This window comes from Vibrio sp. Isolate34, assembly GCF_022397915.1.
Taxonomy (GTDB): Bacteria; Pseudomonadota; Gammaproteobacteria; order Enterobacterales; family Vibrionaceae; genus Vibrio.
In genome coordinates, this window is sequence record NZ_JAKEUO010000022.1 from 44,751 (window position 1) to 64,267 (window position 19,517).

Genomic DNA, 19,517 nt, shown 5'->3' on the forward strand with positions numbered 1-19,517 from the left:
TGTTAAAGGGTCTCAGTGTCTAACATTCCATGTCTAATCGCTAAGTGCGTCAGCTCTACATCGCCACTGATATCCAGCTTGCTGAACAAACGGTAGCGGTAACTGTTGACTGTCTTAGGACTTAGATTGAGTTGTTCTGAAATATCCGTCACTTTCTGACCTTTGGTAATCATCATCATGATTTGAAGTTCACGTTCAGATAAGTCTGCGAATGGATTTTCAGACGCAGGCGAGAATTGGCTCAATGCCATCTGCTGCGCAATTTCTGGTGAAATGTATCGTTGGCCACTGTTAACCACTCGAATTGCATTTACCATTTCATCCGGACCTGCACCTTTAGTAAGGTAACCTGCAGCTCCAGCTTGCATCACTTTAGTTGGAAACGGATTTTCCGTATGAACAGTTAAAACGATGATTTTAATATCAGGGTTGAAACGCAAGATTTTCTTGGTTGCTTCTAAGCCACCAATACCAGGCATATTCATATCCATCAAAATAACGTCTGTATTGTTAGTACGACACCATTTTGCAGCATCTTCACCGCTTTCAGCTTCCCCTGCTACGTTCATTCCACGGACGTCTTCAATAATACGTCGTATCCCTGTGCGAACCAGCTCGTGATCATCTACAAGGAAAACATTTATCAAACTTGTATCTCCACACTATTAATTGGCTCTGCAACCACTGTGTCGTTTCATCTGTTTGAAACAATTGAACAAAGGAACAGTGGATCGCAGCATTGAGTACATCTTAACTTAATTAGTAAAAAAAAGCTCTGTTGAATATGTGCTGAAACACGAACTTTAGCAAGTACTTATTTATAAATAAGCCAGCTAAAACAACAAGCTTTTGGTAAAAATCAACTAGTTAAAACAACGCCCAATAAAATTACACAAGATAAAGATATTTTCAATACCATTGAATAACCATTCGTGACAATTTCACTTTTTTGCTTATATCGTCCCGTTATTCAATGCTATTAACGATAAATTAATGACTATTTGTCTAGCCTATTGTGCGGAATCCAGCGCTAGATGGTAGTATTCGATTCCCAGTTTCAATAGGTTACTACATTGGATATTCAGCAAGGCTTTGTACTCACTAGGCAAGCAAGAGATTTTTCAGGGCGCACACAAATCGATTTGTGGCTAAGTACCCCTCAAGGCCCGACTCTGCTGACCATTCAAAATGAAAAGCCTGTATTTTTTGTCGCTCAATCTGATGTACCTGCGTGTCAGGCTATTGCGGCAAAAGAATCGATAGACTGCCAGTTTAAGCCCTTAGAACTCGCGACCTTCGAACAAACGCCTCTCGCGGCTTGTTACACCTCGCTTTCAAGAAGCAGCTTTGGCCTAGCGCAAGCCTTCCATAACGAAGAGATCCAAACCTTTGAAAGCGACATTCGACTCGCTGACCGATTCTTGATGGAACGCTTTATCAAAGGAAGCATCGAATACACGGGCACGGCTGTACAAAAGAACCAGCATCGCAGAGTATCAAACGCAAAATGCCGATCAGGAAACTACTTACCTAGCTTGTCAGTGGTCTCACTGGACATCGAGTGTTCCGAGAAAGGTGTGCTCTACTCCATCGGCTTAGATAGTCCAATGGATAGCCGAGTGATCATGATCGGCGAACCGCAACAAGCAAACACCAACATCCAATGGGTTGCCAACGAAAAAGCTCTTCTAGAGGCCATGATTGCTTGGTTCTCTGAGTTTGACCCTGACATCATCATTGGTTGGAACGTCATCGATTTCGACTTTAGGCTGCTGCACAAACGTTCAGAATGGAATGAAGTTAAGCTCGGCATTGGTCGAGACAATCAACCCAGCTTCTTTCGCAGCTCTGCACAAAACCAGCAAGGCTTTATAACGATTCCAGGCCGTGTTGTCTTGGATGGTATCGACATGCTTAAAACAGCGACCTACCACTTCCGGTCTTGGTCACTGGAGTCGGTATCGCAAGAGCTACTCGGCGAAGGCAAAGACATCCACAACGTTCATGACCGCATGGATGAGATCAACCGGATGTTTAAGTTCGATAAGCCTTCACTCGCTAAGTACAACCTTCAAGACTGTGTGTTAGTAAACCGAATCTTCGAACATACTCACCTACTCGACTTCGCTATTGAGCGTTCACGACTGACTGGTGTAGAGCTTGATCGTGTTGGCGGTTCTGTTGCTGCTTTTACTAATTTATACCTACCACAGATACACAGAGCCGGTTATGTCGCGCCGAACTTAGAGCCTGAGAATTGGATCGCCAGCCCCGGTGGCTACGTGATGGATTCAATTCCTAACCTTTACGACTCGGTTTTGGTTCTCGATTTTAAGAGCCTATACCCTTCAATCATTCGCTCGTTTTTGATTGACCCTATGGGGCTAATCGAGGGTTTAAAGTTAGAACTTGGCCCAGCTGAAGACCAAGCCGTTGATGGTTTTCGAGGCGGTCAATTCCATCGCTCTAAGCACTTTCTGCCTGAGATGATCGAGAACTTATGGGCTGCTCGTGATGTAGCAAAGAAGAACAACGAAAAAGCCTTCTCTCAAGCCATTAAGATCATCATGAACTCGTTTTATGGTGTGTTGGGTTCGTCTGGTTGCCGCTTCTTTGATACTCGCCTAGCCTCATCGATCACCATGCGTGGCCATGAAATCATGAAGCAGACCAAAGTGCTTATCGAAGATAAAGGCTATCAAGTGATCTACGGCGACACCGATTCAACCTTCGTGTCTCTGAATGACAGTTATGAACAACAACAAGCCGACGAGATCGGGAATGAACTTGTCGCTTACATCAACGATTGGTGGACGAATCACCTCAAAGAGACCTACAACCTAACCTCTATACTTGAATTGGAATATGAGACTCACTATCGCAAATTCCTGATGCCAACCATTCGAGGTTCAGAAACAGGCTCGAAGAAGCGCTATGCCGGTTTAATCAATCAAGGCGATCAAGAGAAGATCATTTTCAAAGGGCTTGAGAGCGCACGAACAGACTGGACACCGTTAGCACAACAGTTCCAACAAACGCTGTATGAGATGGTGTTTCATGACCAAGATCCAACCGACTACGTGAGACAGTTTGTTGATGAGACTTCAGCAGGTAAGCACGATGATTTACTGGTGTATCAAAAACGTCTGCGTCGTAAGCTACATGAATACCAGAAGAACATTCCACCACAAGTTCGCGCGGCAAGATTGGCCGATGAGATCAACGCTCAGCTCGGTCGTCCGCTTCAATACCAGAACAAAGGGCGTATTGAATATCTGATTACTCTGAGTGGCCCTGAGCCGAAAGAGTATTTAAAGAGCGGTATCGATTATCAGCATTACATCGACAAACAAATTAAACCGGTCGCAGAGGCTATTTTACCCTTCATCGGTTTAGATTTTGAGAGAGTCAGCGGGCAGCAGTTAGGTCTATTCTAAGATTTTTGTCTAGGTTTCATTAAAACAAAAAAGCAGAGGAATGTTCAATTCGCTCTGCTTTTTTATATCTATAAGTTACGAAGCTCTATCCGATTCGAAACTCTGTTTTCTGGTACTGCTTAACCAGCCACTCTCCAAAACCATCCAGAATGCCGATAACCGAACGCTTCGGAATCGCTCTTCCAGAAAGTAAGATGCCCAATCGTTGGATTTCAACTTCTCTATCCGGGTGATATTTCAAGAACTGTTGGCCACATTCCACAGGATCATCAAACCAAGACTTATCGCGGTACATCACCAAAGAGTAGCTCGCTCTTAGCAGCTTCTTGGCAATGATCACTTGCGCGGCCACTTGTTGTTCTGGCGTTGTTGCTCGGGCAATCTTGTTGCGATACACCGCTAACCAGTTTTCTGCATCCATATTCCAATGCTTGGCAATTTCCCAACTCGTTTCAAAATCACCATAGCAATCCGATAAATCTTCACCATGCACACAGACAGCCAAATGCTTGAGCATAAAGCCCCATGTGAAGATGTTGTCGAAATCGACTATCTCGCTCACTAAGGTGGTTTTAATCGCCACTTGAGTGACCTGCGGAAAGCTATTTTGGAAGCGCCATTTAATGGTATTCAACAGCGTGGTTCGCTGATCAGGAAACGGGCGGTGTGTCACTACTACCACATCAAGATTTGAGCGACCGACGACGGCTTGCTTGCGAGCAACACTGCCATAAATATAGACACTGTGTAGATTAGAACCTAACCCACCTTTTAAGAAGGTAATCAGATCGTTAACCACAGGTTGGAATTCAGGTTGAAATGGCTGTGTTGGGTCAATAACAGGTAGCTGCATAGGTCGTTTCGGCAAATAAAATCATGATTTAACTGTGGCTCTATGATCGCTTAGGTGACTTTATGATTCAAGCTATTCCTATTTATAGCATCTCCGAGATATAATCAGCGGATAGACCCAATAAGGACAAACACAAAATGCCTAGAGCAAGTGAAATTAAAAAAGGTTTTGCTATCACAGTAGAAAGCAAAACAGTGATCGTTAAAGATATCGAAGTAACAACACCAGGCGGCCGTGGTGGCCAAAAAATTTACCGCTTCCGTGGTAACGATGTAGCAACTGGCGTTAAAACTGAAGTTCGCCACAAGGCTGACGAAATCGTTGAAACTATCGACGTAACTAAGCGTGCAGTAATGTTCTCTTACGTTGATGGCAACGAGTACATCTTCATGGACAACGAAGATTACACACAATTCATCTTCAACGGTGAAACAATCGAAGACGAACTACTGTTCATCAACGAGGAAACTCAAGGCATGTACGCGATCCTTATCGATGGCAACGCTGCAACGCTTGAGCTACCAACCTCTGTTGAGCTAGTTATCGAAGAGACTGACCCTTCAATCAAAGGTGCATCAGCGTCTGCTCGTACTAAGCCTGCTCGTCTTTCTACAGGTCTTACAATCCAAGTACCTGAGTACATCGCGACTGGCGACAAAGTAGTAGTAAACACTGCTGAACGTAAATACATGAACCGCGCAAGCTAAGATACTTATTATGACCGAAGCTAACGACCTAATGTCTTATGACGACGCAATTGACACTGCATACGACATCTTCCTAGAGATGGCACCTGACAACCTAGAACCTGCAGACGTGATTCTTTTCACGGCTCAGTTTGAAGATCGTGGCGCAGCAGAGCTTGTTGAAACTGGCGATGATTGGGTTGAACATGTTGGCTTTGAAGTCGACAAAGAAATCTACGCTGAAGTGCGCATTGGTCTTGTGAATGAAGCTGATGACGTTCTAGACGACGTATTTGCTCGCATGCTAATCAGCCGTGATCCAGACCATAAGTTCTGTCACATGCTGTGGAAACGCGACTAATACCGCTGTTGACGCTCATCTGCATGAGTAAACAAGTATTCATGTACGCGAGTTAAAAGTTAGCCGAGCCCATTGCTCGGCTATTTTTATTACGCTATTTCTCATCGTGAATACCCACTTTCATCATCAACGTTAGATTCACTGATTATGACCAAAGCAAAAACAGACACACAATCGAAAGGCTATGCCTGCATTGGCCTAGTTAACCCAAAGACGCCTGAAAACGTAGGCTCAGTAATGCGAGCGGCTGGCTGCTACGGCGCCAACTCTGTATTTTACACGGGCACACGCTACGACCACGCGCGAAAATTCCATACCGATACCAAAGAGAAGCACCTAGCGCTGCCTCTGATTGGTGTTGAAGATCTGAAAGACATTATTCCAGTAGGCTGCGTACCTGTTGCTGTCGATCTGATTGAAGGCGCAAAGCCTCTACCGGATTACAAGCACCCACCACGCGCGTTTTACATCTTTGGCCCTGAAGACGGCACGCTAAAGAAAGAGATCACCGACTTCTGTCGTGAGACGATTTACGTCCCAACGAATGGCTGTATGAACTTAGCCGCATCAGTGAACGTTGTGCTTTACGATCGATTAGCGAAAGGCGATAACTTTTCGAATCATAAGTAGAAGAAACGGATACGGGATTCGAGTGGCGAGATGCAAAAGACTAAAAGCAGATGCGAGATTCGGGTAACGGGATGCGAAAGACTAAAAGCAGATGCGGGATTCGAGTGGCGACTGGCGCTATAAGAAGCAAACAAAAAGAGCGGATAATTCCGCTCTTCGTATCTCTAATCTCGCATCTCGTATCTATCCATTAACCAACAAAGCTAATTGGGATCTCAGCCAATTGGTTGCCTTGGTTCGCTGGGTACACGATGTATTCACCGTGGTACTTCACGGCAGACTTGTAGTCCGTCACTTTGTGAAGCATGAAGCCTGCTTCCATCGCCGCTTGGATAAACTCAGCGTGGTTACCACGAACAAACCAGTTCATCGGCTTAACCATCAACTCACCGTCGAAAGAGTCATCACACTGCTTACCACATAGCGCGAATGAGTGCTCACCATCGGTAAAGAACTGAATTTTGCCACCCGTGGTTAGCTCATCTTCGCTCGATACACTCCAACCCATCTCGTACATCTTGTCCATAAAGGCTTCAACGTCACTGTCTTTCAGTGCTTTAGGCTCTTCACCTTCTGGGAAGAACTGAGCGTAAAACGCTGAGATTCGCTTAAACGTAAAAGTTAAATCAGAGTTGTTACCCTTTGAACGCCCCTGCTTTTGCCAGCGAACCAAATCAGGCACAACAACACGATCATACGCTTGTGCTTTAATTGCTTTAGTTACCCAGCGAACAAGGTATAGGTTGTTTGCGATAGGTGCGTCAATCGCTTTGCCTGACTTGTGTAGTGCGTAAAGCTCACCAAGTGCGGTGTTCACAAGCTTCTGAATTTCAATATAGTATTTTGACATTATGCCTTCTTTCCTAATGTCCAATATAGTAATGCTGACAGTATTGCACATGCTGCCATCACCATAGCCATTGGCCCTGCAGTATCACTTGGTAGCATTGCGACAATTGCTCCAACCACAGAACCAGTACCAAATCTTAATGTGCCCGCCAGCGAAGAAGCTGTGCCGGCCATATTCGGGTATCCGCTTAAAAGCAGCGCCATTGAGTTACTACCAATGGTAGACAGTGTGCCGATAAACAGCATCACAAATGGCACAATACCCCACAGGCCGATATCTAATGACCAACCGACCAACAAACCTAAACCCGCTAACAATTGAATGGATAAGCCCAATTTTAGCATCGCGTGAGAGCCTACTTTCTTCACGATTCGGCCATTAATGCTCGTCATCAAAATCATCGCGACAATGTTCAAGCCAAACAAGTAACCAAACAAATCAGGTCGAACACCATAGATGTCGATGTAAACGAAAGAACCTGCCGTTAAGAATGCGAACATTCCCGAGAAAGAGAATGCACCCGAGAAAATCAGGCCCATAGCCGTCGGGTTTTTACATAAACGAGCGTAGTTACGAATCGTCGTTTTGAAACGCAGTGGCTGTCGGTTTTCTACCGGCAGCGTTTCTGGAATCTTCATCGATACCGCTAGAATTACGATCACCGCAAAAATAGCCAATACCCAGAAAATTGAACGCCAGCCGAACCACAATGCCAAGTAACCGCCAATCATTGGAGCAACTAATGGTGCGACTGTCATCACCAAGGTAACGAAAGACATGGTTCTCGCAAAATCTTCACGATCAAACATGTCACGTACAACCGCTTGGATGATTACAGCTGCTGCAGCGCCAGCAAAACCTTGTGCAGTGCGAATGTAAGTCAGCGCTTCAATGCCATGTGTGGTTGCACTCACGACAGACGCGATCGCAAAGAAGAATACACCAATCAGTAGAACGGGCTTGCGACCATAACTGTCGGCTAATGGACCGTGCAGTAACTGCCCCAACGCGAAACCTGCGGTATAAGCTGTTAGCGTGATTTGTACTTCACCCGCCGTTACACCAAGATCTTTAGCAATGGTCGGCATTGCCGGCAAATACATATCGATCGCGAGCGGCGTCAGTGCGCCAATTGCACCGAGAATCAAAAACAGCATTAAGCCTAATTGAGGAGTTTCAGGTTGGGAGCTTGGGCTCTGTGTGGTAGATGTCTGCATGGTTCTCCGAATGTTCAACTGATAGAGCTAGGGACCTACGTGAGCACGCAAGTCAAAAGATTGGCTGAGACTTTCCTAGTACCAGTCAACATCATCAGCCGACGCTATCCATGGTCGGCTTTACAACGAAAGGGCTATTTCCTGCTAAAAGCGATGTCCTGTCATCAACAGTTTTGCTGCTTTTAAACAGCTTCTAGCTAAGGGTTACTTCCAGATAGAGTCGACTTCTTCTTGAGTTAGGTAACGGTATTCACCTAATTCTAAAGATTCGTCCATCTCGATTTCGCCAATACGTTCACGGTGCAGTGCTTCTACCTTGTTACCAAGTGCAGCAAACATGCGTTTTACTTGGTGGTATTTGCCTTCATGAATCGTCAGTAGCACTTCGCGTTCTGCACGTACTTCAAGATGTGCAGGAAGTGTTAGGCCATCTTCGCTCTTAAGCTGGATGCCCTCTTTGAATTTTTCAACGTAGTCTGGTTCTACAGGATCAACCAACCACACACGGTACATTTTTTCGCACTTGTGTTTTGGTGCCGTAATACGGTGAGACCATTTACCGTCATCCGTAATCAGAACAAGACCTGTTGTATCAACATCTAGACGACCTGCAAAGTGCAGCTTGTCCATTTTGATTTCATCAAGTAATTCAAACGCAGTGCGATTTGAGCCATCTTCATGCGAACAAACAAAGCCTTCTGGCTTATAAAGCATGATGTAACGTGGACCATGAACATTCAGTTCATTGCCCTGCCATTCAACAACACACTCTTCAGTTACCTTAAGTGAACCGCTTTTTTGAATGACGTCATTGACTGTCACTGCTTTTGATTTTAATAAGTGTGTTGCTTCTCTTCGAGTGACGCCTAACGCATCGCACAGAAATTTATCTAAACGCATGAATACCTCAACTAATCTAAGTCGGGTATTATAGTCACCTTTGCTCAATTAGTTGAGCTATTTCACACTATTTGTTTTCCCTTTTACAAGACGCGATATGTATACACTCCGCCCGTACCAAGCTGATTCCGTAAAATCAGTGATTCATTACTTCAGAAAACACCAAACTCCGGCTGTTCTCGTGCTACCGACAGGGGCAGGAAAAAGCCTTGTGATTGCAGAGCTGGCGAGGCTTGCCAAAGGGCGTGTATTGGTACTGGCTCACGTGAAAGAGTTGGTTGAGCAAAACCATGAAAAGTATGAAGGTTATGGGTTAAAAGGATCTATTTTCTCGGCGGGTTTAGGCCGTAAAGAGACCGACCAACAAGTGGTATTCGCGTCGGTTCAATCTGTGGTTCGCAACCTCGATTCATTCTCTAACCAATTTTCGCTGTTGGTTATCGACGAATGCCACCGCGTGCCTGACGAAAAGACCAGTAGCTATCAGAAAGTGATCACTCACTTACGCGAGAATAATTCCGGTATCAAAGTGCTTGGCTTAACGGCAACACCATATCGCCTTGGTATGGGTTGGATTTATCAATATCACACTCGCGGCCAAGTACGTTCGGACGAACCACGCTTCTTCCGCGACTGCATCTTTGAGTTACCGATTCGTTATCTGCTCGATGAAGGCTTCTTAACACCAGCTCGCATGATAGATGCGCCGGTATTGAGTTATGACTTCTCACAATTAAAACCTGCGAGCACAGGTCGATACAAAGAAGCCGAGCTTGATATGGTGATTGAGCAATCGAAACGCGCTACACCACAGATTGTCGACCAGATCATCCATCTAGCCCAAGACAAGCTTGGCATCATGGTGTTTGCAGCCACCGTTCGACACGCTCGAGAAATTCTTGGCTTATTACCCGAAGGCGAAGCTGCGATTGTGATTGGTGATACGCCGACATTAGAGCGTGACCAAATCATCAACGATTTCAAAGAACGCAAAATCAAATTCTTGGTCAACGTGTCGGTATTAACCACCGGCTTTGACGCCCCTCATGTTGATTTAATTGCGATTCTTCGCCCAACAGAATCCATCAGCTTATATCAACAAATCGTAGGCCGTGGCTTGCGTTTATCTCCTGGTAAAAAAGATTGTTTGGTGCTCGATTACGCGGGTAACAGCTATGATCTTTACCAACCAGAAGTCGGCGACCCTAAGCCAGACTCAGACAGTGAAATCATCACTATCCCTTGCCCGGCTTGCGGCTTTAATAACAACTTCTGGGGCAAGCTAGACAGCAACGGCTTCTTGCTTGAACACTTTGGCCGTAAATGCCAAGGATACTTCACAGATGAAGACACGGGCGAACGTGAGCATTGTAACTATCGCTTCCGTGCCAAATATTGTGGAGAGTGCGGTGCCGACAACGACATTGCAGCTCGTATTTGTCATGAATGCGACGCTACCTTAGTTGACCCAGACAAAAAGCTCAAAGAGGCACTCAATCTAAAAGATGCTCTAGTGTTTGAATGTTTAGAGATGGACCTAAACGTACTTAAGGACGACAAAGGAAAGTCGCAGCTTAAAGTCACTTATCGCGGCGAGAATCAAGCGCAAGTGCATGAGTTTTGGTCATTAACTACCAAGAAGCAGAAGCAAAACTTTAAAGACCAGTTTGTTCGCCCTCACCTTGCGGATAGACACAGGCCTTTTGAGGAAACGTCACCATCGAAAGTGGTTGCTCACCAACATAGATTTCGCCCGCCTCAATTTGTGATTGCACGTAAAGTGGGACGCTTTTGGAAAATGAGAGACAAGATATTCGAAGACGAGCTTCAACAGCGCTAATACCTCATTTTTTGAGAACCTAAAGCTCATAATTAATCAGGTTCACTTTCTGTTCAGAATTACTTTTTTATACTGAACGCTATCAACCCTCTCTAGGATTCGCTATGTTTAGTAAAGCTATGATTTCTTTGTTTTCTATAAGCTTCGGCTTATTTGTTTCTGCTGGCGCATGGGCTGACTCACATCATAATGGTCATGAATTAGTTCAGGACGTTCATAAAGCAGGAACCCGCATTGAATTTGAAGAAGACCAAGACGAGGTCTACGAAGCGGTTCGAGAAGGTTATATTCGCCCTTTCTCTGAGATGTATGCAGCGGTAGAAAACGATCTTCATGGCCGAATCATTAAAGTCGAGCTAGAAGAAGATGATGACATTTGGGTGTATGAGCTAAAAATTAACAACAAAAACAACATCATCAAAGTTGAATACAACGCCGAAACATTGGAAATGCTTAAGATTGAAGGCCGCAACTTAAAAGACGCAATTAAACACGGCGACTAATTAATCACGACGAATAGTTAAGCACGACGAACAGTCATTACAAGAATTAAGAAGAACAATTATGAAAATTTTAGTCGTTGAAGACGAACCTCGTTTGGGCCAACAAATTATTGAAACACTTGAGGGAGCCGACTGGGTTCCAGAACTTTCTCAAGATGGTATTGACGCACTCTACCGTGCGACCTCAGAAGAGTGGGACGCGATTATTCTCGATCTAGGTCTACCTAAACTTGATGGCCTAACCGTTTTAAAAGGTATTCGAGACGAAAACATTAACACGCCAGTGATTATCTTGAGTGCGCGTGACACCCTAACCCAGCGTGTTGAAGGCTTAAACGCAGGCGCAGATGATTACCTGACTAAGCCATTCGAAATGGTTGAGTTGATTGCTCGTATTCGCGCTCAACTGCGCCGAGCTTCAGGCAGCGCAGCGCCAGTTCTTCAAATTGGTGATTTAAGCTTAGACACTCGCAGTTCAAAAGTGTTGTGGCAAGGCCAAGCAGTAAGCCTAACGGCACTGGAATATAAGGTTGTCGCGTACTTCATGCATAACCAAAACAAGGTTATCTCGCGCACAGAGTTGGTTGAGCACATCTACAAACAAGATTTCGACCGCGACTCAAACACGGTTGAGGTGTTCATTGGTCGTATCCGTAAAAAAATCGCACCGAAGATCATCAAAACCGTGCGTGGCCTTGGCTACCAACTGAATGCTGAGTAGCGCCCTATCTAATTACACGAGAAGCAATCGTCAACAAGACTCAGTGTAATAGCCAATAAAATGGACAGCCTGTTCTGATCATCGAAATATAACTCAATAACGATGAGCAAAGGCAGGCTGGAAATGCATGAATCTAAAGAAACGAACACTTAAAAACATCAGTCTAAAAAGCCGCTTGCTCCTCGCTGCGGCTTTTTGGCTTGGTGCGATGATATTAGCAGCAGGTGTGGGCATACCGAAACTGGTAAACGACTATCTAGTCGATGATATGAAGCAGCAGCTTTCCCTAACCATGGACGAGCTCACCGCCAATATCGAAACCAACGACAACGGCAACCTTATCATGGCGGAGCGCCTGTCTGACCCAAGGTTCAACCAACCTTACAGTGGTATCTATTGGCGCGCCTCAACCCAAGCTCAAATCATTCGTTCTCGTTCGCTATGGGACAAAGACCTCACCATCAAGCGTTCTCCTATTCACACCTCCATCAAAGGGCCTGAAAAAGAGAAGCTGATTTACATCGAACAAGACATCTACCTACCGTCACTGAGCGATCCTATTACCATCACCATTGGTATAGATGAAGATCCATTAGAATCGACGCTTGCTGAGTTGACCGGTCAGGTGTGGTTGATTCTGATGTTGTTGTTTGTCGGCGTGCTGATGTTAATTGGTATTCAAGTTAGCTGGTCTCTATTACCTCTTAGTAAGATGCAGCGTGAATTGGTGATGCTGAGAAAGGGTGAACAACAAGGGCTAAGTGATAACTACCCGAAAGAAGTTTCTCCATTAGTTTCGGACCTCAATGCCCTACTATTTCATTACCAAGAGTTATTAGAACGCGCACGTAACCACGCGGGAAACCTCTCTCATGCATTGAAAACGCCATTATCGGTGATGAAAAATGAAATAGAGATGTTGCCTGACAACGAGAAGAAACTGTTACAGCAACCCATTCAACAAATCCAAAGCCAGATAGATTATCACCTTGGTCGTGCTCGTATGGCGGGTGCAATGAACATCCTTTCGGTGAAGTCGTCTCCTTGTGAACGTGTTGAAGCGATCTCAATGGCGTTTGATAAAGTTTATGCCGCCAATGAAGTCACCATGATCAACGAACTGGATTCTGAACTTGAAGTCGCTGTCGAAAAAACCGACCTCGATGAAATGGTCGGCAACCTACTCGAAAACAGCTACAAGTGGGCAGGCAGTATTATTCGCGTTCACGCTAATGAAATGGCCGACGGCAATGTCGAGTTGATCATTGAAGATGACGGACAAGGCATTCCCGAAGAGAAACTCGAGCAAGCGACCAAGCGAGGTGTAAGGCTCGATGAAACCACTCCCGGAACCGGTCTAGGGCTGAACATTGTGAATGAGATGGCACACAGTTACCGTGGCAGCTTAACGCTCAGTAAAAGCTCAATGGGCGGCTTGAAGGCCTCTCTCGTCCTAAAAGTATCTCAAGCTTCTTAAACCAAGACACTCATACTCGCATTAGCCCTTCGATAAAAAATCAGGAGTTTGCATATCACACGCAAACTCCTGATTTGTCGTTGTATGGATTTCACTCAAACAAGGTTCGTAATTAACAGGTATTAGACAAAATTCAGAAAACCTAAAGGCTAAATATCATTAACCGCAACATCTAAGGTCTGTTGTTCATTACTGTACGAGCTTGCGCCAATGACCAAGATCTTTCCGTCGGTATAGTAGTCATGTTGGTCATTCATTGCTTCCGCATTGGCGAGAGGCAAATTGACGAGTTCGATGCTTGGGTAAGCCGATTTAATTTGCAGAGCCAACCTATCACGCTCTTCATCGACATTAGGGTCGATCTTATGAAGTATGGTCACAATCCCAGAATACGGTGTCACTTTTAAACCATCATCATAACTGATTGCTCCTAACCACTTAGGTTGATTGCTGTTGCTGTCTAGCCCAGCATTCCACCAGCGTATGTGGCTTCTTTTCATCAAGTTTCCCGGCAGTTGGAACGCCATGTCTTGTGGTTGATTACGCCAATACAGGTCAGACACGGGTGGCGTCTTATCTTTAAGCAGAGCAAGGTAATGAGTCCACTCAATCTCGTTTCGAGAGAAGGTTTGGTTCTCAATCCAACCCAGTTGATTCATTAGTTCACGCGGCGATTCCCCGACATACACGACATTGATTGCTTGCGCGTCATAAATAGGAGACAGCCCAGGAAATGCTTTATAGGTCACTTGTTGTAAATCGACAGTGCTCACCTGTGTCGACACTTGTTGAGTTTGAAAGTCATCAGCTTTCCAGAAGAAATGAGCATAGTTTGCGTAACATAGCCAAGCGACTAAAAAGGTACTGGTTTTCAACGTTAACTTTCGCCATTTAAGTTTGTAGCCGACAACGAAGAATACCGACACCGCAACTAAGCCAATCAATAAGCTTTGGTGTTCCGTGAGAAAAACCTTAATCGCGCTCAGTAAAGGAAACTGCTCAACGCCGTGTGCAAGCAACATGCCCCAAACGATAAATTGACCGCCACCAAGTAACAGACCTATCGAAGAGAACAGCGTGAAGCTGCTCCATTTAACACGGTGAGAACCAGCGATAAAAGGCACTACCCAAGCAATGGGCCCTAACAGACGCGCTGCGACAATAATGTACGTCCCCTTCTTCGCGATGAGATAACGACACCGAGCGATCAGCCTTTTGGTTTTTGGACTAAATTTGATTAGCTTCTTTTGCGCGGTTGCGCCCCACTTTGAACCGATGAAGTAGCTGAGTTGGTCGCCAATGAAACCACCCAACATCACCAATACCAACGCCATCCATGCACCTGAATACAGTTGAAAGCCCGCAGCAATAAAAAACGGCTCTCCCGGTACAAATAGGTTCGGGCCAATGAGTGCATCACCTAGTGCACCCAAAAACAGTCCTAGTCCATCAAACATAACAACCTCAGCCCTTACTGTTCTTTGTAGTGACCAAACTTGTAGTTCATCTCGTTGTTACGCATTTCGCCTTTAAAAAAGCGCCTTACGTTCGCTTTAAGGTAAGTTGTGCCTGTTTTCACGACACCATCTTGGTCTAAACGACGAGGGTCAAAGCCAAATGTCATGTTCAAGAATCTAAATCGCCATGTTTTGCTCGCTCGCTTCACGTAGTCGCAGTCCTCACACAATACAATTTCCTCATCAAACCCGCCGATCTCATTATGCGCTCGCTTGGTCGAAAAAATACACGCACCAATCGCGGTAGGGAAAAAGAACTGAGTAGCAAACAGACCTGCGTTGAATAGCCCGTAGCCAAACTTATGCACCAATGGCAGCCCTTTTGAACTCATGTACACACCAGCGACTTCAAGCTTGTTCTCTTCTAGCTCGTAAAGCGCTTTAGCGAGGAAGTTACGAGGCAAGCTTACGTCTGCATCCAAGAAAAGGATTCTGTTGTACTGAGCTAAAACCGCACCTGTATTTCTACCAAGGCTTACGCCACGTTCTTGCATGTGATGGACGTTGAGTTTTGGTAGTGCGCTTTCGTAAGCCAGAGCGACTTCTCTTGTGTTGTCTTCGCTGTTTGAATCGACAACAATCACTTCAAATTCTTGGTGGGTTTGCACGCTCAATTCTTCCATCAAGCGGCTAATGCGTTTATCTTCGTTCAATGTAATAACGACAATGCTTACTGGTTCCATGTTTTCACCTGTTCATTCTGCTGATTAATTAACACTAAGGTTACCCAACCAAGCATTAACCAAGCCTTAGGCGAACATTCATTTTCCGTTCATTAACTCGATGATTTCGCACTAATATAAATGAGCTCAAATAGCGATACAGGAACAGTAAAAAAGGGATAAACTAGGGCTAGCGAGCGTTTTATCTACAAACGAGCCAATTATCGAAGGAAATTCACTTTGTGATGGGCTTCTTACTTGCTCATATTCTAATGTGATGTTAGTATCCGCGCTCGCTTAAGCATGAACTCGTTTATGCCTAAGCATTACCACACACTCAAGGTCGCATTGAGGTGTGAAGTTAATTTTTACTAATTTGAGAGTAAAACTATGAAATTTGAAGCAGTAGTACGTACTGAACTAGGTAAAGGTGCGAGCCGCCGCCTACGTCACGCTGGTAAATTCCCAGCTGTAATCTACGGTGGTGAAGCAGCAGCTGTATCTATCGAACTTGTTCACGCTGACGTGATCAACCAAATGGACAAGCCTGAGTTCTACGAAGCAATCACTCTAGTGATTGACGGCGCTGAAGTTAAGGTTAAGCCACAAGACGTTCAACGTCACGCGTTCAAGCCTAAAGTTGAGCACATGGACTTCATCCGTATCTAATTCCCTACCAAGGAATAAGATTGGATTAATCCAGCCTTCTGCATAGAAAAGATAATCGATCTTACCAGTCGAGAAATCTAGAAATTCGAAACCCCGATGCTACCAACATCGGGGTTTCACCGTTTTTGAGCCCTCAAAAACGTCGTAAATCTCGCGCAATACACTGAAAATAATCAACTTTCCTCTTCCCCGCTTTATCCCAGTTTTGCTTGGGTGGATTAAGGGTGGACGAAAGGTGGACTTATACAGTAGTTTTTCTATCACAACGTATAATAAAAATGCCACGCGTTGCGAATCACTCTTAAACAGTTTGTTATATGAAAAATCACTTATAGGACTTATGCATTTGAGTTGATTTACTTTCAAGATCAAATTTTGCTTCATACAAATGAAGCATCAATGCTTCTAGCAAGTCTATTGCTAAAGACAAGTCCTTTCTTTGGGGTGAAATCAATTTATGTGCAGCACTATCACCCATGAATTTTAGAGTTAATAGCCCTTCGGTAATACTTTTTGGCACCTTTACGATATCGTTTAATTTTTCTATTTTTATATGAAACTTCCACGCTACATCATCAGTGATACCTTGGTCTATGCATATCGCTTCGAGCAGTGTTCGTATGGCTGTTGCAGTAGGGATTGCTAGACCGTACCTAAACGAAGTAACAATATCTCGATATAAATCCTGCAGTTCATCTTTGATGTAACAAAAGTTTTTAGGGTTGCGATGGCTAAAAGTATGTTCTGGATAAAAGGTAGACACATACACTTGCTCAACCCCATCATTCATACCAGCGCATGTATATTTATCTTCTAAGCAAGCAGAATCACAACCCATACAAACCCAAAACGTATATTCAGATTCCTCTAAAGGTGAACTTTCATCAACACAACCATCATCTTCATCAAAATATACGATTTTTGTATGAGAACTCTTAGCTGTGTGATTCGTTGTTCGATTACAGCTGTTACAGTGAATTTTTTGAATTTCGCCCATTGTTTGCCTTTTCTTATAGACATAATGACCCCCACTAAAGGTGCTAGCCTCCAATATCGTGGGTTAGCTTTATAAGCCAGAGCCATAATTAGTGCGTCAAACAACTAAATTTGGAGGCTAGCATGAGTAAAGATAGCATAATTTTCATTGGCTTAGATACGCATAAGTCATTTATTCAAGTCGCTGTTTTACAAGAACATCGAGGGGCAAACCCACAACACCTTGGCCGTATTAAATCCAATAAGTCCGCGCTTATTAAATTGGCCAGACAACTGCAATCCAAGTATCCAAAAGCCACTCTGCACTTTGTCTATGAAGCAGGACCATGTGGTTACTGGACTTATCGCCTGATTACGAGCCTTGGACACTGCTGCTATGTCGTCGCTCCATCACTTATACCTAAGAAGCCAGGCGATAGAGTTAAAACTGACAAACGAGACGCAGCAAAGCTCGCCAAGCTGTTAAAAGCCGAAGAGCTTACACCCATCTATGTACCAGAAGCCGAAGATGAAGCCATTCGAGATCTCTCGCGTGCCAGAGAAACGGCAATGAAAGATCTCAAAGACGCAAAGTTCCAACTCAAAGGCTTTCTTCTTCGCAATAATATCCAAGCGACGGTGAATGATAACTGGTCTAAAAAGCATCTACGGTGGCTGACCGATCTCATTCTTCCTCACCATAGTCAACAAATCGTCTTACAAGAGATGATCATTACAATCAATGAGCGGATACAGCGGCTGCAACGACTCGATAATGAACTGCTCCATCAGGTCAAAAACTGGCGATACTATCCTGTTGTGAAAGCCATTCAAGCTATGCGGGGGGGTAAGGTTACTCGTAGCTCTTGGCACAATAGCTGAGCTGGGTGACTTACGGCGGTTCGACCATCCAAGAAAGCTTATGGCTTATCTTGGGCTTGTTCCAACAGAAAACTCCAGTGGAGGTAAAACTCGTCGTGGCAGCTTAACAAAGTGTGGCAACAGTCGAGCCAGACGATTACTCGTTGAAGGCGCACACACCTATAAGCATAAAGCGAACATCTCTGTAGAACTGCAACTAAGGCAAGAAGGACAGCCTAAAGAGATAGTTGATATCGCTTGGCAAGCCCAGCAAAGGTTATGTCGTCGTTACCAACGACTACTACAAAAAGGTAAACACCGAAATGTCGTTGTGGTCGCCATCGCTAGAGAGATGATCGCTTACATCTGGGCCATTGCGCGTGAAGTTGTCATTAGCGACGTAGATCCTAGAACTCGAATCGCTCGTTTACCGGCATGAAGACAGAATTAGTGTTATCGCATTGGATAAAGCATCGGCTGTGGCACAACCACCGACGGCGTTAGGATGGCAAGGTTAATGATTTAGCCTTGACCCACGAGTATAGACTGAAGACAGGTGCCACGACGGAATAAGTAAGGTTAGCGCTGCCCGCTGTTTGGGTAATCTACGGATATCAGCATGAGAACCGACGAACTTACTTGCTTCAAGCTCATGCATTAACTCGCCCTTTAGGCAAAGAGCAATGGTTCATACGAGCTAGGGGTTTAGGCGCTCAACTTGACATGGGGAGTCATACCAACGCCTTGCACAGCGGCATTTTTGGAATTGAGCGTTTTGTGCTATCCAAGCGTAAAACGGGCAATGGAAAAAATGTCCGCTGATGAAACTTGTTATGTGTTAAGGACAACGAACAGCCCATCGCTGGCTGTTCAAAAGCACTCCGTTCGATGCAATACAATTGTTAAATTTGTCGTCACATTTTTGTTCATAAGGTGGTAATGAGTCTGAACTGTGGAATGTAGCGCAGTCGTATACAATTCGTTGCGAGTTACCTATTACAACGTCTCTAGATGCGGAGAGCGACGCTATGCATTTTGGATCATTGGAACAAACATCCAAGCAAGTATTACCTGATGAACTAACAAGTTCGTCTTCGAGAGATATAACTGTCTTATTGGCTACAAAGCTGTTCTCAAGCCTCCAATAGTACAGCTGATCAAATGAGTTTAGCTCAAGGGTTAGTGGTCCNTATGAGTCGCTGAAGGGCAACCTTCTGGATACTGCCCTAGATTTGCCAGAGCTTCGCATATGTGCTGATGATTCAATTCAACTGCCAAGTTCTGGCTCGCGCTGTTTGAAACTACTGGCGAACAATCATTCACATCGAACACGTTGTCACCGTTAATATCCTCACTTG

The 19,517-nt window shown here is 44.7% G+C and carries 17 protein-coding genes and 1 pseudogene; 10 read left to right on the plus strand and 8 right to left on the minus strand.

Annotation, left to right across the window (positions count from 1 at the left end):
- Nucleotides 1-2: 2 nt before the first annotated feature.
- Complete coding sequence (gene uvrY / locus L1D22_RS19105; RefSeq protein WP_026084475.1) at nt 3-647, minus strand: UvrY/SirA/GacA family response regulator transcription factor; 645 nt, start codon at nt 645-647, stop codon at nt 3-5.
- Between the two features lie 426 nt (nt 648-1,073).
- On the opposite strand from uvrY, the gene L1D22_RS19110 reads away from it, so the two are divergent.
- Nucleotides 1,074-3,437, plus strand: coding sequence for a DNA polymerase II (locus L1D22_RS19110; protein WP_239830875.1), 2,364 nt, complete (start codon nt 1,074-1,076; stop codon nt 3,435-3,437).
- A gap of 85 nt (nt 3,438-3,522) precedes the next feature.
- On the opposite strand, the gene L1D22_RS19115 is transcribed toward L1D22_RS19110, so the two are convergent.
- A complete protein-coding gene (locus L1D22_RS19115) occupies nt 3,523-4,290 on the minus strand; it encodes a nucleotidyltransferase domain-containing protein (RefSeq protein WP_239830876.1) in 768 nt (255 codons plus the stop codon).
- A gap of 137 nt (nt 4,291-4,427) precedes the next feature.
- On the opposite strand from L1D22_RS19115, the gene yeiP reads away from it, so the two are divergent.
- The 3 genes from yeiP to L1D22_RS19130 all read left to right on the plus strand — a co-directional run bounded on the left by yeiP (nt 4,428) and on the right by L1D22_RS19130 (nt 5,967).
- Nucleotides 4,428-4,997 carry an elongation factor P-like protein YeiP gene (yeiP, locus tag L1D22_RS19120; RefSeq protein ID WP_017055115.1) on the plus strand — a complete coding sequence of 190 codons (570 nt, stop codon included), beginning with the start codon at nt 4,428-4,430 and terminating at the stop codon, nt 4,995-4,997.
- Nucleotides 4,998-5,007: 10 nt separating this feature from the next.
- The gene (locus L1D22_RS19125) at nt 5,008-5,337 is read left to right on the plus strand and encodes an HI1450 family dsDNA-mimic protein (RefSeq protein WP_017055114.1); all 330 of its coding nucleotides are present in this window, start codon (nt 5,008-5,010) and stop codon (nt 5,335-5,337) included.
- A 147-nt stretch (nt 5,338-5,484) separates the two neighbouring features.
- The gene (locus tag L1D22_RS19130) at nt 5,485-5,967 is read left to right on the plus strand and encodes an RNA methyltransferase (protein ID WP_017629620.1); all 483 of its coding nucleotides are present in this window, start codon (nt 5,485-5,487) and stop codon (nt 5,965-5,967) included.
- A gap of 190 nt (nt 5,968-6,157) precedes the next feature.
- Here L1D22_RS19130 and L1D22_RS19135 read toward each other — a convergent pair whose 3' ends face one another.
- The 3 genes from L1D22_RS19135 to rsuA form a co-directional block, all read right to left on the minus strand.
- Nucleotides 6,158-6,817 (minus strand): DUF2913 family protein, encoded by a 660-nt coding sequence (locus L1D22_RS19135; RefSeq protein ID WP_008222810.1) that lies wholly within the window; start codon nt 6,815-6,817, stop codon nt 6,158-6,160.
- Entirely contained in the window at nt 6,817-8,034 is a 1,218-nt protein-coding gene (locus L1D22_RS19140; RefSeq protein WP_239830877.1) for a Bcr/CflA family multidrug efflux MFS transporter, read from the minus strand. The genes L1D22_RS19135 and L1D22_RS19140 overlap by 1 nt, the downstream gene beginning before the upstream one ends.
- A 204-nt stretch (nt 8,035-8,238) precedes the next feature.
- Entirely contained in the window at nt 8,239-8,934 is a 696-nt protein-coding gene (gene rsuA, locus L1D22_RS19145; protein WP_017633289.1) for a 16S rRNA pseudouridine(516) synthase RsuA, read from the minus strand.
- Between the two features lie 97 nt (nt 8,935-9,031).
- Between rsuA and L1D22_RS19150 the strand changes: the two genes are divergently transcribed.
- From L1D22_RS19150 to L1D22_RS19165, 4 genes are all read left to right on the plus strand, one after another.
- Nucleotides 9,032-10,774, plus strand: coding sequence for a DEAD/DEAH box helicase (locus L1D22_RS19150; RefSeq protein WP_239830878.1), 1,743 nt, complete (start codon nt 9,032-9,034; stop codon nt 10,772-10,774).
- A 104-nt stretch (nt 10,775-10,878) separates the two neighbouring features.
- Nucleotides 10,879-11,277 (plus strand): PepSY domain-containing protein, encoded by a 399-nt coding sequence (locus tag L1D22_RS19155; RefSeq protein ID WP_239830879.1) that lies wholly within the window; start codon nt 10,879-10,881, stop codon nt 11,275-11,277.
- A gap of 61 nt (nt 11,278-11,338) precedes the next feature.
- Entirely contained in the window at nt 11,339-11,998 is a 660-nt protein-coding gene (locus tag L1D22_RS19160; RefSeq protein ID WP_239830880.1) for a response regulator transcription factor, read from the plus strand.
- Between the two features lie 127 nt (nt 11,999-12,125).
- Nucleotides 12,126-13,475, plus strand: a complete 1,350-nt coding sequence (locus L1D22_RS19165) for an ATP-binding protein (protein ID WP_239830881.1) — start codon at nt 12,126-12,128, stop codon at nt 13,473-13,475.
- A gap of 149 nt (nt 13,476-13,624) precedes the next feature.
- Here the strand turns inward: L1D22_RS19165 and L1D22_RS19170 are convergent, their stop codons facing one another.
- The gene (locus tag L1D22_RS19170; protein ID WP_239830882.1) at nt 13,625-14,932 is read right to left on the minus strand and encodes an LssY C-terminal domain-containing protein; all 1,308 of its coding nucleotides are present in this window, start codon (nt 14,930-14,932) and stop codon (nt 13,625-13,627) included.
- A 14-nt stretch (nt 14,933-14,946) separates the two neighbouring features.
- Nucleotides 14,947-15,675, minus strand: a complete 729-nt coding sequence (locus L1D22_RS19175) for a glycosyltransferase (protein WP_239830883.1) — start codon at nt 15,673-15,675, stop codon at nt 14,947-14,949.
- 369 nt (nt 15,676-16,044) lie between these two features.
- Here L1D22_RS19175 and rplY point away from each other — a divergent pair, with 369 nt between their 5' ends.
- Complete coding sequence (gene rplY, locus L1D22_RS19180) at nt 16,045-16,323, plus strand: 50S ribosomal protein L25 (protein WP_239830884.1); 279 nt, start codon at nt 16,045-16,047, stop codon at nt 16,321-16,323.
- Between the two features lie 325 nt (nt 16,324-16,648).
- Here rplY and L1D22_RS19185 read toward each other — a convergent pair whose 3' ends face one another.
- Nucleotides 16,649-17,320: a DUF4145 domain-containing protein gene (locus L1D22_RS19185; RefSeq protein ID WP_239830885.1), complete on the minus strand. Its 672-nt coding sequence runs from the start codon at nt 17,318-17,320 to the stop codon at nt 16,649-16,651.
- 122 nt (nt 17,321-17,442) lie between these two features.
- Here L1D22_RS19185 and L1D22_RS19190 point away from each other — a divergent pair.
- A pseudogene (locus L1D22_RS19190) lies at nt 17,443-18,598 on the plus strand (IS110 family transposase).
- Nucleotides 18,599-19,517: the final 919 nt, after the last annotated feature.

Bases quoted from the DNA above. Each gene is read 5' to 3' on its own strand.
- L1D22_RS19160 (WP_239830880.1), top strand. From the start codon at position 11,339: ATGAAAATTTTAGTCGTTGAAGACGAACCTCGTTTGGGCCAACAAATT.
- L1D22_RS19150 (WP_239830878.1), top strand. From the start codon at position 9,032: ATGTATACACTCCGCCCGTACCAAGCTGATTCCGTAAAATCAGTGATT.
- rplY (WP_239830884.1), top strand. From the start codon at position 16,045: ATGAAATTTGAAGCAGTAGTACGTACTGAACTAGGTAAAGGTGCGAGC.
- L1D22_RS19140 (WP_239830877.1), bottom strand. From the start codon at position 8,034: ATGCAGACATCTACCACACAGAGCCCAAGCTCCCAACCTGAAACTCCT.
- L1D22_RS19175 (WP_239830883.1), bottom strand. From the start codon at position 15,675: ATGGAACCAGTAAGCATTGTCGTTATTACATTGAACGAAGATAAACGC.
- yeiP (WP_017055115.1), top strand. From the start codon at position 4,428: ATGCCTAGAGCAAGTGAAATTAAAAAAGGTTTTGCTATCACAGTAGAA.
- L1D22_RS19155 (WP_239830879.1), top strand. From the start codon at position 10,879: ATGTTTAGTAAAGCTATGATTTCTTTGTTTTCTATAAGCTTCGGCTTA.
- L1D22_RS19115 (WP_239830876.1), bottom strand. From the start codon at position 4,290: ATGCAGCTACCTGTTATTGACCCAACACAGCCATTTCAACCTGAATTC.
- L1D22_RS19135 (WP_008222810.1), bottom strand. From the start codon at position 6,817: ATGTCAAAATACTATATTGAAATTCAGAAGCTTGTGAACACCGCACTT.
- L1D22_RS19130 (WP_017629620.1), top strand. From the start codon at position 5,485: ATGACCAAAGCAAAAACAGACACACAATCGAAAGGCTATGCCTGCATT.
- L1D22_RS19165 (WP_239830881.1), top strand. From the start codon at position 12,126: ATGAATCTAAAGAAACGAACACTTAAAAACATCAGTCTAAAAAGCCGC.
- rsuA (WP_017633289.1), bottom strand. From the start codon at position 8,934: ATGCGTTTAGATAAATTTCTGTGCGATGCGTTAGGCGTCACTCGAAGA.
- L1D22_RS19185 (WP_239830885.1), bottom strand. From the start codon at position 17,320: ATGGGCGAAATTCAAAAAATTCACTGTAACAGCTGTAATCGAACAACG.
- L1D22_RS19125 (WP_017055114.1), top strand. From the start codon at position 5,008: ATGACCGAAGCTAACGACCTAATGTCTTATGACGACGCAATTGACACT.
- L1D22_RS19170 (WP_239830882.1), bottom strand. From the start codon at position 14,932: ATGTTTGATGGACTAGGACTGTTTTTGGGTGCACTAGGTGATGCACTC.